The organism is Tropicimonas aquimaris, assembly GCF_042676185.1.
GTDB classification, from domain to species: Bacteria; Pseudomonadota; Alphaproteobacteria; order Rhodobacterales; family Rhodobacteraceae; genus Tropicimonas; species Tropicimonas aquimaris.
In genome coordinates this window covers 186,046-199,910 of record NZ_JBHTJT010000006.1, presented here as the reverse complement: position 1 = coordinate 199,910, position 13,865 = coordinate 186,046, and the positions used below count along the sequence as shown (strand labels likewise).

At 66.7% G+C, this 13,865-nt stretch carries 14 protein-coding genes; 12 read left to right on the top strand and 2 right to left on the bottom strand.

Annotation, left to right across the window (positions count from 1 at the left end; translation table 11 throughout):
• Nucleotides 1-35 precede the first annotated feature (35 nt).
• The 11 genes from uppS to lpxB all read left to right on the top strand — a co-directional run bounded on the left by uppS (nt 36) and on the right by lpxB (nt 10,985).
• Entirely contained in the window at nt 36-761 is a 726-nt protein-coding gene (uppS, locus tag ACFQ2S_RS02815; protein WP_089232952.1) for a polyprenyl diphosphate synthase, read from the top strand.
• A complete protein-coding gene (locus ACFQ2S_RS02810) occupies nt 754-1,569 on the top strand; it encodes a phosphatidate cytidylyltransferase (protein ID WP_386072537.1) in 816 nt (271 codons plus the stop codon). Before uppS ends, ACFQ2S_RS02810 begins: the two co-directional genes overlap by 8 nt.
• The gene (dxr, locus tag ACFQ2S_RS02805; RefSeq protein ID WP_386072535.1) at nt 1,566-2,744 is read left to right on the top strand and encodes a 1-deoxy-D-xylulose-5-phosphate reductoisomerase; all 1,179 of its coding nucleotides are present in this window, start codon (nt 1,566-1,568) and stop codon (nt 2,742-2,744) included. The genes ACFQ2S_RS02810 and dxr overlap by 4 nt, the downstream gene beginning before the upstream one ends.
• A 6-nt stretch (nt 2,745-2,750) precedes the next feature.
• Complete coding sequence (rseP, locus tag ACFQ2S_RS02800) at nt 2,751-4,088, top strand: RIP metalloprotease RseP (protein WP_386072533.1); 1,338 nt, start codon at nt 2,751-2,753, stop codon at nt 4,086-4,088.
• Between the two features lie 97 nt (nt 4,089-4,185).
• Complete coding sequence (locus ACFQ2S_RS02795; protein WP_281251215.1) at nt 4,186-4,317, top strand: hypothetical protein; 132 nt, start codon at nt 4,186-4,188, stop codon at nt 4,315-4,317.
• 122 nt (nt 4,318-4,439) lie between these two features.
• The gene (gene bamA / locus ACFQ2S_RS02790) at nt 4,440-6,845 is read left to right on the top strand and encodes an outer membrane protein assembly factor BamA (RefSeq protein ID WP_386072532.1); all 2,406 of its coding nucleotides are present in this window, start codon (nt 4,440-4,442) and stop codon (nt 6,843-6,845) included.
• A 2-nt stretch (nt 6,846-6,847) separates the two neighbouring features.
• Nucleotides 6,848-7,477, top strand: coding sequence for an OmpH family outer membrane protein (locus ACFQ2S_RS02785; RefSeq protein WP_386072531.1), 630 nt, complete (start codon nt 6,848-6,850; stop codon nt 7,475-7,477).
• Nucleotides 7,478-7,704: 227 nt separating this feature from the next.
• Complete coding sequence (fabZ, locus tag ACFQ2S_RS02780) at nt 7,705-8,184, top strand: 3-hydroxyacyl-ACP dehydratase FabZ (protein WP_089232958.1); 480 nt, start codon at nt 7,705-7,707, stop codon at nt 8,182-8,184.
• A gap of 4 nt (nt 8,185-8,188) precedes the next feature.
• The gene (gene lpxA, locus ACFQ2S_RS02775; RefSeq protein WP_386072529.1) at nt 8,189-8,986 is read left to right on the top strand and encodes an acyl-ACP--UDP-N-acetylglucosamine O-acyltransferase; all 798 of its coding nucleotides are present in this window, start codon (nt 8,189-8,191) and stop codon (nt 8,984-8,986) included.
• On the top strand, nt 8,983-9,813 hold the full coding sequence (locus ACFQ2S_RS02770) for an LpxI family protein (RefSeq protein WP_386072527.1): 831 nt from the start codon (nt 8,983-8,985) through the stop codon (nt 9,811-9,813). The genes lpxA and ACFQ2S_RS02770 overlap by 4 nt, the downstream gene beginning before the upstream one ends.
• Nucleotides 9,813-10,985: a lipid-A-disaccharide synthase gene (gene lpxB, locus ACFQ2S_RS02765; RefSeq protein WP_386072526.1), complete on the top strand. Its 1,173-nt coding sequence runs from the start codon at nt 9,813-9,815 to the stop codon at nt 10,983-10,985. Before ACFQ2S_RS02770 ends, lpxB begins: the two co-directional genes overlap by 1 nt.
• Before the next feature lie 77 nt (nt 10,986-11,062).
• Here lpxB and ACFQ2S_RS02760 read toward each other — a convergent pair whose 3' ends face one another.
• Together ACFQ2S_RS02760 and mnmA are read right to left on the bottom strand one after the other, a co-directional pair.
• Nucleotides 11,063-12,145, bottom strand: a complete 1,083-nt coding sequence (locus tag ACFQ2S_RS02760; RefSeq protein WP_386072524.1) for an NAD(P)/FAD-dependent oxidoreductase — start codon at nt 12,143-12,145, stop codon at nt 11,063-11,065.
• 103 nt (nt 12,146-12,248) lie between these two features.
• A complete protein-coding gene (gene mnmA / locus ACFQ2S_RS02755) occupies nt 12,249-13,391 on the bottom strand; it encodes a tRNA 2-thiouridine(34) synthase MnmA (RefSeq protein ID WP_386072523.1) in 1,143 nt (380 codons plus the stop codon).
• A 130-nt stretch (nt 13,392-13,521) separates the two neighbouring features.
• Here mnmA and sciP point away from each other — a divergent pair, with 130 nt between their 5' ends.
• Nucleotides 13,522-13,806, top strand: coding sequence for a CtrA inhibitor SciP (sciP, locus tag ACFQ2S_RS02750; RefSeq protein WP_386072521.1), 285 nt, complete (start codon nt 13,522-13,524; stop codon nt 13,804-13,806).
• The last annotated feature ends 59 nt before the right edge of the window (nt 13,807-13,865 follow it).

The window sequence follows — 13,865 nt, the reverse complement described above, 5'->3', positions numbered from 1 at the left end:
CTTATGCCTATTTCAGCCCAGGAAAGGGGCCATTCATGCCCGCCAACGACCCTCGCGCAAAGGCCCCGGACCACGTGGCCATCATCATGGATGGCAATGGTCGCTGGGCAACCGCGCGGGGACGCCCCCGGCTCTTCGGTCACCAGGCAGGCGCTCGCAGGGTCAGCGAGATCGTGGAGGCCTGTCCCGAGCTCGGGGTTCGCTACCTGACCATATTCGCCTTCTCGACAGAGAACTGGAAGCGCACCCAAGCCGAGGTTTCGGGGCTGATGACCCTGTTCCGGCGCTATATTCTGAAGGAGGCGCAGCGGCTGCTGAACAAGCGGGTGCGCGTGCGCTTCATCGGCGACCGTGACCGGCTCGATCCCAAGCTGGTGCGGCTGATGGACGATCTGGAGGCGCTCACCGAGGCCAACGATCACGTCCACCTGACGATTGCACTGAACTACGGCGGCCGGGACGAGGTGACGCGCGCAACCCGGCGTCTGGCCCGCGAAGTGGCCGAAGGGCGGATCGATCCGGATTCCGTCACCGCCGAGACTCTCGGTCGCTTCCTCGACACACACACTCTGCCCGACCCCGACCTTGTGATCCGCACCAGCGGCGAGGCACGGATCTCCAATTTCCTGCTCTGGCAATCGGCCTATGCGGAATACGAGTTCGTGGACACGCTCTGGCCGGACTTCACCGCGGACAAGTTCGCCGAGATCCTCGCGCGTTTCGGCAAGCGGGAACGGCGCTTCGGAGCGGTCATTGGCTGACGAGAAGAAATCCGCGCCCGGCGGGGCGACCCGCTGGGACGATCTGAACGCCCGCACCTGGACGGGACTGGCCATGGTGCTGGTAGGCGTCGTGGCAATCCGGCTTGGCGGTGTCTGGTTCCAGATGCTCGTGGTCTTCGTAACCTCGGTAATGATCTGGGAACTGGCCCGCATGGTCCGCCCGGGCCTCGACGTGGGCGCGATGCTCCTTGCCGCCTTCTCCGCCTCGGTCATCTCCGGCCTGTTGTCTGAGAAACCGGACTGGCACCTTGTGCTTCTTCTTGTTCCGGCGGCTGTCGGCACGCTCGCGATGCAGCGTGAGCGGCGCACGTTTTTCCTTTTCGCGCTGGGCATCACCGTGGCGGGCTGGGGGCTGATTATCGCGCGGGAGACCTATGGCGGCACCTGGCTGTTCTGGATGGTCATTGTTGTGGTCGTGACCGATGTCGCCGGCTATTTCGCGGGAAGAAAGTTCGGCGGGCCGAAGTTCTGGCCGCGGATCAGCCCCAAGAAGACATGGTCCGGAACGATTGCCGGCTGGATCGGCGCGGCGCTCGTCGGCGCGCTGTTCCTGACGTTCACCGATTCCGGGCGCGACCTGATCTGGATCTCTATGATCCTGTCGATGGCCTCGCAGATGGGCGATATCGCCGAGAGCGCGTTGAAGCGTCGGGTGGGGGTCAAGGACAGCTCGGCCCTGATCCCGGGCCACGGCGGCCTGTTCGACCGGTTCGACGGGTTGCTCGGCGCGTCGCTCTTCATGCTATTGCTGGCGCTGATCGTCGATGTGCCCGAGGTGCGGATATGAGGCGGGTGTCGATCTTCGGCGCCACCGGCTCGATCGGCGAGAACACGGTCGACCTGATTTCCCGCGCGCCGGAGGAATACCAGGTCGTCGCGCTGTCAGGCGGGCGCAATGTGGCCCGGCTGGCGGAGCAGGCGATCGCGCTCAATGCCGAGATTGCAGTCACCTGCTATTCCGAGTGCAAACAGGAGCTTGCGGCGCGCCTTTCAGGCACCGGCATTGACGTCGGTGCCGGGCCGGACGCGATTGCCGAAGCGGCGGAGCGACCCGCGGACTGGGTCATGTCCGCGATCGTCGGGGCGGCCGGGCTGGCACCCGGTCTGGCGGCGTTGGAGCAGGGCGCGACCCTGGCGCTGGCCAACAAGGAGTCGCTGGTCTGCGCCGGCGCGCTGCTGATGGAGACGGCGCGGGCCCACGGAGCACAGGTTCTGCCGGTTGACAGCGAGCACAGCGCCGTCGCGCAAGCGCTTGTTGGAGAAGATATTTCCGCCGTCGAACGGGTGATCATCACGGCCTCTGGCGGTGCCTTCCGGGACTGGCCGCTGGAGGACCTGCCCAAGGCGACGCCGGAACAGGCGGCCAAGCATCCCAATTGGGACATGGGCCTGCGGATCACGGTCGACTCGGCGTCGATGTTCAACAAGTCTCTTGAACTCATTGAGACACGAGAGTTTTTCGGGTTTGATCCGAGCCGGATCGAAGTCGTCGTCCACCCGCAATCGCTGATCCATGCACTGGTTGGCTTCAACGACGGCGCCCTGATGGCCCATGTCGGTCCGCCCGACATGCGGCATGCCATCGGCTATGCGCTGCATTACCCCGATCGGCGTCACCTGCCTGTGGAACGGCTCGACCTGGTAAAGATCGGCCGGCTCGATTTCCGCGAGCCCTGCGAGCGCCGCTGGCCGGCGCTGAGGCTGGCGCGCGAGGTAATGCGGAGCGGCGGCGTGTCGGGCGCGGCCTTCAACGCGGCCAAGGAAGTGGCGCTCGATGCCTTCCTTGCGCGGCAGATCCGATTCACCGACATGGCGGCGGTCGTCGAGGAGGTGCTGGAGACGATGGAACGCGACGGCGCCCTGAAATGTGACCGGATGCGCCTTGATCATGTCATGGAAACGGATCATCTCGCTCGGAAGCGGGCGGCGGAAGTCGCCGAACTGATCGCAACGGAAGCCTGAGGTCCCATGGATATTGCCACGTTGATCCCCCAGTTCGGGGGCGCCCTCTGGACCTTTGCCGCCTTTGTCGTGGCGCTCAGCGTGATCGTTTTCGTGCACGAGTACGGCCATTACATCGTTGGGCGCTGGTCGGGCATCCGGGCCGAGGTGTTCTCTATCGGTTTCGGTCCGGTTCTGCTCAAGCGGACGGACAGGCGCGGCACGCAATGGCAGGTGGCGGCGCTGCCGTTTGGCGGCTACGTCAAGTTCCTGGGCGATGCCAGCGCGGCCAGCGACAAGGCATCGGACACCTACGACCAGCTCGACGAGGATACCAAGCGCCACACCATGCACGGCGCGCCGCTCTGGGCGCGGGCGGCGACGGTGGCGGCCGGGCCTGTCTTCAACTTTATCCTGTCCATTCTGGTCTTCGCCGCGATCCTGTTGTGGCAGGGCACCCCGCGGGAGCCCGTTCAGGTCGGGACGCTGAAACCCATGCCGGAGGCGGCGCAGGGGCTGTTGCCGGGCGACACGATCCTTGCCGTCAGCGGCACCGAAACGCCTGATTACCAAGGCTTCTTCGACGTCGTGCGCGAGATGCCGGTCACCGAAAGCGTTCGCTACGATATCGATCGGGCAGGGGAGCAGGTGGCGGTCGAGGGGCCCTATCCGTTCCCCCCGATGGTCGAAGGGCTCCAGGCCGGTTCGGCCGCGATGGACGTGGGCATCGAGACCGGCGATGTGATCACCGCGATCGACGGCACGCCGCTGATCGCCTTCAAGCAGCTCCAGGAAGCGGTCGGCGAATCCGACGGCAAGCCGCTGGCGCTCGACGTCTGGCGCGATGGCGAAACGCTAGAGTTCGTCCTGGCGCCGCGGCGGGTGGACCTTCCGACGGCCGATGGCGGGTTCGAGACGCGCTGGCTGATCGGGATGACGGGCGGGTTGATGTTCACTCCGGCCACCGAGACGCCGGGCGTGATGGAGTCGCTGCAATACGGTGTGGACCAGACCGGCTTCATCATCCAGAGTTCGCTGTCGGGGCTGTGGCACATGGTGACCGGAGCGATTTCGGCCTGCAACCTGCGCGGCCCGATCGGCATTGCCGAGACCAGCGGCGCGGCAGCAAGCCAGGGTGTGGACAGCTTCATCTGGTTCATCGCCGTGCTCAGCACTGCGGTGGGGATGCTCAACCTGTTCCCGATCCCGGTGCTCGACGGTGGCCACCTGGTGTTCCACGCCTACGAGGCGCTGGCCGGTCGCCCTCCCAGCGACAAGGCGCTGCGGCTGCTGATGGGCGTGGGCCTTTCCTTGATGCTCGCGCTGATGGCCTTCGCCCTCACGAACGACCTGTTCTGTCCCTGAAAAGCGGCGAAAACGTCAGATTTCGCGCCCCAATGTGGTCACAATCCGGGCTTAAATTGGGGTCAGTGAAACAAGGGCGAACCGACAGGACCGACCAATGCAAACGATGAACGCCGGATATCAGAGCCTGAGCCTTCTGGTGCAGTTGAACTGGGACCGCCTGTTCTTTGCTGCCGCCATCATCGGCGCGCTGTTCGGCGCTGCCGCGCTTGGCTCGGCCATCGGCTGAGTGTTGCCGAAATGGACTCAAGAGGGCGACGCTCGCGCGTCGCCCTTTGTCGTTTTGACAAGCGGGGCAAGGGACGCTAGCAAAGACATAATAATCTACATCATGCGTCGGGGGACGTCGGCATGCACAAGAAAGATACGGGCGGCGCGAGCAGGCACGCCCGGCGGAACCGGAAAAGCGGCCTGACGCCGGCCAGGACACTCGCCATCGTCAGTTTGTTTCCTGTAATGACGGGGATTTTCCCGGTTGCCACATCGGCACAGAGCTATCGTTTCAGCAATGTGGACATTCAGGGCAACCAGCGGGTGGACCCGGCCACGATCGTGACCTACGCCGGAATCGGACCCGGCGATGCGGTCAGCGCGGCCGAGCTGAACGACGCCTACCAGAATATCGCAGCCTCCGGCCTGTTCGAAAAGGTCGAGCTGGTGCCCTCTGGCAACACCCTGGTGATCAAGGTCACAGAGTTCCCGACCATCAACGTGGTGGCCTTCGAGGGCAACAAGCGTCTGAATGACGAGGTTCTGACGCAGATCGTCCAGTCTCAATCGCGCCGGGTCTACTCCCCCTCGACCGCCGAGGCCGATGCTGCTGCCATTGCCGATGCCTACCGCGAAAGCGGCCGTCTGGCCGCCGCCGTTTCCCCCAAGATCATCCGCCGCTCCGACAACCGCGTCGACCTCGTCTTCGAGATCCAGGAAGGACGGGTCAGCGAGATCGAGCGTCTTTCCTTCGTCGGTAACGGCACCTATTCCGACAGCCGCCTGCGCCGCGTGCTGGCCACCAAGCAGGCCGGCCTGATCCGCCAGGTAATCAACCGCGACACCTTCGTCGCGGACCGGATCGAGTTCGACAAGCAACTGCTGACCGACTTCTACCGTTCGCGCGGCTTTATCGATTTCCAAGTGCTCAGCGTGACCTCCGAGCTCGACCGCAACCGCAAGGGCTACCTGCTGACGTTCAATGTTCGCGAGGGCCAGCGGTACCGGATCGGCAACGTCAGCGTCAGCTCCGAAGTGCCCGGCATCGACATGGATGCCTATCTGAAGGCGACCCGTCTGCGGTCCGGCGGCGTGTACTCGCCGGTTCCGATCGATACCGACATTGCCCGCCTGGAGCGTCTGGCGGTGGACCAGAGCCTGAACTTCATCCGCATCGAGCCGCGGCTGAACCGCAACGACCGCAACCTTACCATCGACGTGGAATACGTGATCAGCCGCGGGCCGCGGGTCTTCGTGGAACGTATCGACATCGAGGGCAACACCGCGACGCTCGACAAGGTGATCCGTCGCCAGTTCGACACTGTCGAAGGCGACCCCTTCAACCCGCGCGAAGTGCGGGAAGGGGCGGAGCGGATCCGTGCGCTTGGCTTCTTCGCGGATTCCGAGGTGGTGCCGCGCGAAGGCACCCGTCCGGACCAGGTGATCATCGACGTCAACGTCGAGGAGCAACCGACCGGTTCGCTCGGCTTCGGTCTGGGCTACTCGACCGACTCCGGTGTCGGCGTGAACTTCAGCTTCTCGGAGAGCAATTTCCTCGGACGGGGCCAGTCGCTGAGCGCAAGCCTGGGCTTCACGGATTCCAGCCAGGTCTTCGGCTTCAATTTCGTCGAGCCGGCCTTCCTCGGACGTGACGTCGCCTTCGGAATCTCCTCATACTATCGCGAGACGGAGCAGGATAACTCGGATTACGATACCGCCACCGGACTATTCCGGCCGAGCTTCACCTTCCCGCTCAACGAGCTCGCGCGTTTCGGGGTGCGCTTCGCCTACGATTACAGCCGCATCGACAATGTCGATACCGGCACCGCGGACGACCCGGACACCGACGAGGACGAATACGAAAGCGGCTCCTCCTACGTGCTTCAGCGCGAAGAGGAGATGGGCGGTCTGAGTTCGCTCTCGGCCGGCTACACGATCTCCTACAGCACGCTCGACGACGGGCTCGACCCGACGGCTGGCGTCGGGCTGTTCTTCAGCCAGGACTTCGGCTACCGCGAGGACGAGGCCAGTTACGTCCGGACCGAAGCGACCCTGCGCGCGCGCAAGGCGATCTGGAACGAGGAGGTGACGCTCCGGGCCGAACTCGAGGCCGGTGGCGTGGTGTTCTCGGGTGGCAACAGCCGGATCACCGAGCGCTACTCGCTCTCGAACAAGATCCGGGGCTTCGAGGCCAACGGCGTGGGTCCGCGCGACCTGAACGTGGAGAATGAGGACGTGCTGGGCGGCAACTACTATGCGGTTGCGCGCTTCGAGGCGGATTTCCCGCTGGGCCTGCCCGAGGAATACGGCCTTAACGGCGGCGTGTTCTGGGATGTCGGTTCGGTCTGGGGCCTCGACGACACCGCCGGCGGACCCGACGGCGACGATGAGGTCGACGACGATTTCGCGCTTCGTTCGGCAGCAGGCGTGTCCCTGTTCTGGGATACGGCGATCGGTCCGCTCCGGTTCAACTTCTCGCGTCCCCTGATCAAGGAAGACTACGACGAGGAGCAGAACTTCGAGTTCACAGTCTCCACGCGCTTCTGATCATGGGGCGGCGCGGATTTCTCCGGGCCGGCCGCGCGCTTGTCGCTGCAACGGTGCTGAGCCTGTGCGGGCAGCTGGCCATTGCACAGCAGGCGGCGGATATCTTTGAAACGCCGGTCCTGACGCTCGATCAGGACCGGCTTTTTTCCGATACTCTGTACGGCAAGCGGGTCCTGGCGGAGCTGGAGCAGGTGTCGTCCGAACTCGCGGAGTTGAACCGCGAGATCAGCGCCCAGCTCACCGCCGAGGAACAGCGGCTGACCGAACAGCGCCAGACGATGAGCCCGGAGCAGTTCCGGCCGCTGGCGGATGCCTTCGATGCCAAGGTCGTGCAACTGCGCGACGAGCAGGACGCCCGCATCCGGGACCTGCAGCGCCGGCGCGAACTGGAGCGGCGCGTCTTCATGCAGCGGGTCATCCCGGTCCTGTCCGAGCTGGTGCGGGAGGTTGGCGCCGTGGCGATCCTCGACGAGCGTGCGGTGATCCTCTCGGCCGATCAGATCGACGTGACCGAAAGCGCGATCGCGCGGATCGACAGCCTTGTCGGCGACGGCGGCGACCTTGCCCCGGTGTCGGATGGAACGGGCGCGGTGCCCGCAGAGGAGGGGGGCGCGCCCGCGACCGAGAACTAGGGCTCCCGCCACGTCCGGACCGCCTGTCGGCGGTCGGGACGTGTTGGGCGTGGCACCCTTCGGGCGCTTGAGCCGGGTGGCGAGGTTTCGCGCAAGTGCCTGTGGTTGGGCGGTTTCGGAGCCGTTGCCGCCGCCGCGTCGCTTGCCGTTGCGGGAGTTGACGTGTAGGAGCGAGGCAACGGCGGGCGCGGCCGCGACCCGTGACGACAAAGACAAGGCACTGACCCATGACCGATGAAAAGAGCCCGCTGCTCGAGGCGGATCACGCGACCATCCTGAAGATCCTGCCGCACCGCTACCCGTTCCTGATGATCGACCACGTGCGCGACATCGACGCCGGAAAGAGCGCTGTCGGGATCAAGAACGTCACCTTCAACGAGCCGCATTTCCAGGGCCATTTCCCGGGCCATCCGGTGATGCCCGGCGTGCTGGTGATCGAGGCGATGGCGCAGACCTCGGCGGTGCTAATCGGCGCGTCGCGCGGCATCACCGAGGAGCTGATGATCTACTTCACCACGGTCGACAAGGCGAAGTTCCGCCGTCCCGTGGTGCCCGGCGATGTGCTGGAGCTGCATGTGACGGTCAAGCGGGCCGGCTCGCGCATCGGCCGGTTTGAGGGGCGCGCGATGGTGAACGGCGAGTTGGCGGCGGAGGCTGAGTTCTCTGCCATGGTCCAACTGCCGAAAGAGGCGGAAGTGGAGGGCTGAGCCCATGACCATCGATACGACGGCACGCATTCATCCCACCGCGGTGATCGACGAGGGCGCAGAGATCGGTCCCGGTGTCTCGATCGGGCCGTTCTGCGTGATCGGCCCCAAGGTGTCGCTGGCCGCTGGCGTGGAGATCAAATCCCATGTCGTGATCACCGGTCACACGGAGATCGGGGCGGAGACCGTGCTGTTTCCGTTCTCGGTGATCGGCGAGATCCCGCAGGACCTGAAATTCCATGGCGAGGACACCAAGCTCGTCATTGGCGCCCGCAACCGGATCCGGGAGCATGTGACCATCAACCCGGGCACCGAGGGCGGTGGCGGGATCACCAGCATCGGCGACGATTGCCTGCTGATGGCGGGCGTGCACGTCGCCCATGACTGCCGGGTCGGCAACCGGGTAATTCTGGTTAACAACGTCGGGCTTGCGGGCCATGTCCAGGTCGACGACGACGTGATCGTCGGCGGCATCTCTGGCGTTCACCAGTGGGTTCGCATCGGCAAGGGCGCGATTATCGGCGGCATGTCGAAGGTCGAGAAGGACGTGATCCCCTATGGCATGGTCCAGGGCGCGGCCGGCGAGCTTGTCGGGCTCAACCTCGTGGGGCTGAAGCGGCGAGGGCTGGAGCGCGAGGACATCAACGCCCTGCGCGACGCCTACCGGGCGCTGGCCGCCGAGGAAGGGACGTTCCGGGAGCGGGCGAAAGCGCTCGGGGCCCGGACCGAGAGCGAATACGTCAAGGCGATCGTCGATTTCATCCAGGGCGATTCCGACCGCAGCTTCCTGACACCGGAGTGAGCCGCGTGCCGCCGCTGGCGCTGATCGCGGGGCAGGGGCGGCTGCCCGAGGTCCTGGCCGAGCGGCTCAGGGCCGAGGGGCGCGAGGTGATCTACTGCGCCTATCACGACGCGGCGCCGGGCGCCGTGACGCCCGACCTGACCTTTCGGCTCGAGACCATGGGCTCGCTGCTCAGGGCACTCGGCAAGCGCGGCGCGACGGAGGCCTGTTTCGCGGGCGGTATCCGCCGGCCGAAACTCGACCCGCGGGCGCTGGACCTTGCCACCGTTCCCTTGCTGGGCCGTTTCGCCTCGGCGCTCGGCAAGGGCGACGATGGCGCCTTGCGGGTGGTGCTGGGGCTCTTCGAGGAGCGCGGCATGACCGTGCGCGCGGCGCACGAGATCCTGCCGGACCTGCTGCCGCCAGCGGGCGTTCTGGGACGGGTGACGCCGGACGAGGACGCCAGGGCGGACGCGGCGCGCGCGGCGGAGATCGTCTCGGCGCTCGGGCGCGCGGACGTGGGGCAGGGGTGCGTCGTGGCGCGGCGTCAGGCGCTGGCCATCGAGGCGATGCCCGGCACCGACTGGATGCTGGCGACGCTGCGGGACCGACCCGAAGGCCTGCCCGCGGGCGGCGTGCTCTACAAGGCGCCAAAGCCGGTGCAGGATCGTCGGGTGGATCTTCCGACCATCGGGCCGGACACGATCCGCGCGGCGCAGGCGGCGGGGCTGACGGGCGTGGCGCTGGCCGAGGGCGGGGTGATGATCCTCGACCGTCCGGCAACGATCCAGGCGGCGGACGAGGCGGGGCTTTTTCTGTGGGTGCGGCCGACCGGGGAGTTGGGGTGATGCGGATTTTCCTGGTGGCCGGCGAGCCCTCTGGCGACAAGCTTGGGGCCGCGCTGATGGCGGGTCTGAAGCAGTTGGCTCCGGGCGTGGAGTTCCACGGCGTCGGCGGTCCGCTGATGGAGGCGGAGGGGATGCAGAGCCTGTTCCCGATGGCCGAGCTTTCGGTGGTCGGGCTGGCGGAGATCCTGCCGAAGTATTTCAAGCTGAAGCGGCGGCTCGACGAGACGGTGGCGGCGGCGGTGGACCTGGCACCTGATGCGCTGATCACGATCGATTCGCCCGAATTTGGCCTGCGGGTCGCACGGGGGGTGCGCAAGCTGTCGCCCGCCCAGCATACCGTCCACTACGTCGCGCCGACGGTCTGGGCCTGGCGGCCAAAGCGGGCGCAGAAGATGGCGCCGGACATCGACCAGGTGCTGGCGTTGCTGCCTTTCGAGCCGCCCCACATGGAAGCTGCGGGCATGCGCTGCGATTTCGTCGGGCACCCGGTCGTTGCCGAGCCGCGGGCCGATGCCGACGCGGCGGCGGAGTTCCGGGCGGCGCACGGGATTGCGCCGGACGCGCCGCTGGTGCTGGCGCTGCCGGGTTCGCGCCGGGGCGAGATCACCAAGCTTGCGCCGATCTTCGGCGAGGCGCTGGCTCGCGTCATCAAGCGGCGCCCGGAGGTCCGGGTCGTGGTGCCGACGGTGGAGGCGCGGGCGGAACTGGCCGCGGAAATGATTGCCGACTGGCCCGGCGCGCCGATCCTGCTCGATCCGCGCGGGCGCGATGCGGGCGAGGCGCTGGCCGAGAAGCGCGCAGCCTTTACCGCGGCGGATGCGGCGCTGGCGGCCTCGGGCACGGTGTCGCTGGAACTGGCGGCGGCCGATACGCCGATGGTGATCGGGTATGACGGGCCGTGGCTGAGCCGGGTCTACGTCACGCGGCTGCTGCTGGTGGATACGGTGACGTTGGTCAACCTGGTGTCGGAGACGCGGGCCGTTCCCGAGTTCATCGGCAAGGCGTGCCGGGCGGAGACGATTGCCCCGGCTCTGCTGGAGGTGCTGGAGAACGGCGGGGCGCAGCACGCGGCGATGCGGCTGACGATGGAGCGGCTCGGCCTGGGGCAGGAAGCGCCGGGCCTGCGGGCCGCGCGGGCGGTGCTCGACGGCTTGGACGCGCTCGGGCGCTGAGGAAGGCTGACGGCCTTCCGTGTGTCGGCGGGTCGCTTTCCCGGATGGTTTCTCGGACAGAAGACGGCGGGTGAGCCTCAGCTCAGCCCGAAATGCCCGCGGTGCTTGGGCAGGAACAGCGTCTTGCCCTTGATCAGGCGGGTCGTGCCGTTGCCGCGCACTCCCACGACCGGAAGGTAGCTCGCGCCGAGCCTCGGCCCGAGCGGCAGAAGGATCGGCGGGTTGGGCCAGGCGCCATAGGCGAAGCTGCGCCCGAGATCCTGTCCGCGCAGCAGGGTACGGACGGCGCGGGCGAGCCAGGGCACCTGCCGCATCGTGCCGACAATTGTCATGGCGTCGCCCAGGTCCACCGCGTCACCGGCGGCAAGCACATTGGGCAGGTCGGAGGGGCGCATCCAGCGGTCGGCGATGACGCGGCCGTCGGGGCCGGTTTTCGCGCCGGGCAGAGGCGTCAGCAGCTCCGTCCGGGGCCGCGCGCCGATCACGGGGAAGACCAGGTCGGCGGCGATCTCCTCGCCGGTGTCGAGGGTGATCGGCCCGGTGAAGGGCGCGGAGGTGCTGGCCAGCGAGACGGCACTGTGCCCGAGCCGCAGGGAAACACCGAGGAGATCCAGTCTCTTCCGGAGCTCGGCGCCGAGGCGCGACGGATAGGTCGGCAGAAGCGCCGGCGTATCGGAGACGAGCGTGACCTCGCAGGCGGGCATCGCGGCCTTGATCTCGCCCGCGAGTTCGATGCCCACCGCCCCGGCGCCGATAATGGCGACGGACCCGGCCCGTCGCAGCGATGAATGGGTTTCGGACTGGGCCGCGCGGAAAGCCTCGATGTCGTCGCCGGCTGGCTTGAAGGGCGCGGCATAGCCGGAGCCGGTCGCCACCACGATCACGTCGGCGGCAAGGTGGCTCCCGTCCGTCAGGGTGACCCCGGTGCCGGAGACCGACTCGACCCGGGCCTGCAACACCGTGCCCCGTTTCAGCAGGCCGTCGTAAGGCATCAGCGCGCGCTCGACGATATCCGGCTGCACCACCCCGCGGATCATCGCCGCGGCGTGGACGAAATGGCTGCGAGGCTCGATCAGGGTGACATCGGCCGCGTTGTCGAGTTCGCGGGCGAGCGCGTAGCCGACATAGCCTCCGCCGACGATGATCACCTGTCCTGACATGCGCATGCTCCTTGCCTGCTGATGGGGGTCTGCCCGCCGTGTTTCGCTTGAGGGCCGAGGTCAAGGCCGGGGCGCGCCGATCCGGTCGCGCCCTGCCGGGCAATCAGCCGCGCCAGATCCAGCCGCCTCCGAAGATACGGGTGCCCTCGGTTTCGTAGAAGACGCAGGCCTGTCCGGGCGAGACGCCTTCCTCGGGCGTCAGCAGTTCCACCTCGGCGGTGTCGAGGCCGGTGGGGCGCAGGATCGCCTCGCGCGGCGGGCGGGTGGAGCGGACTTTGACCGACAGCGGCCATTCGGCGCGCGAGTCCATCGGTTCGTCGCCGAGCCAGTTGATCTCGCGCACCGGCACGATCCGCGTCGAAAGCTCGGATTTCGGGCCGACTATGACCTGCCGCGCATCCGGATCGAGCTTCACGACGTAGAGCGGGTCTGCCAGCCCGCCGATGCCGAGCCCGCGGCGCTGGCCGATCGTATAGTGGATGACGCCCTCGTGCTGTCCAAGGACGCGGCCTTCGATGTCGACGATCTCACCCGGCTCGCCGGCGCCCGGGCGCAACTTCTCGATCACCGAGGCATAATTGCCGTCGGGGACGAAGCAGATGTCCTGGCTGTCGGGCTTGTCGGCCACCGGCAGGCCGTGCTTGGCCGCGAGCGCACGGGTCTCGGCCTTGCTGGTGAGGTGGCCGAGCGGGAAACGCAGAAAGGCCAGTTGCTCCGGCGTGGTCGAGAACAGGAAATAGGACTGGTCGCGCCGTGGGTCGCCCGCCATGTGCAGTTCCGGGCCGTTGTCGCCGATCTTGCGCTGGATGTAGTGGCCGGTCGCCATGCAGTCTGCATCTAGGTCGCGCGCGGTCTGCAGCAGGTCCTTGAACTTCACCCGCTCGTTGCAGCGGATGCAGGGCACCGGGGTGGCGCCGGCAAGGTAGCTGTCGGCGAATTCGTCGATCACGGCGTCGCGGAAGATGTTCTCGTAATCCAGCACGTAATGCGGGAAGCCCATGTCCTCGGCCACCCGGCGGGCATCGTGGATGTCGATTCCGGCGCAGCAGGCGCCTTTCTTGGCGAGCGCCGCTCCGTGGTCGTAGAGCTGGAGGGTCACCCCCACAACGTCATAGCCCTCGCGGGCGAGTTCTGCCGCGACGACGGAAGAATCGACTCCGCCCGACATCGCCACGACGACCCGCGTCTGCGACGGGGGCTTGGCAAAGCCGAGTGAATTCAAGGGCGTGTCGCTGTCGAGCGGCATGTCGGGGCTCCATTAACCAGAGTGCGCGACCTTATAGGAAAATTCGAGACACTCTCAAGGCGGCGTTTCACCTGTCCTTAAGCGCGATGGCGACAGGCTGCTGTCGAGTGGTGAGATGGGAGTGCAACTCATGTTTATCAAGAAGATAGACGGCCCGCGAGCCGTCACCTTGCCCGACGGCACGATCATGACCCGCGCCGACCTGCCGCCGAGCGACACCCGGAGATGGGTCGCAAGCCGCAAGGCGGCGGTCGTCAAGGCGGTATGCGGCGGGCTGATCTCGGTCGAAGAGGCAAAGTCGCGCTACGGGCTTTCCGACGAGGAATATGAGAGCTGGCAGAGCGCGGTCGCGCGGTTTGGCGAGGCGGCCCTGAAAACGACGTGCCTTCAGCAGTTCCGAGGTCCCCAGAAATAGCGAGGTTAACCATGCGCCGAAAAATGCAACTTTCAGTTGAGAGTGATCGGGTGCGGAAG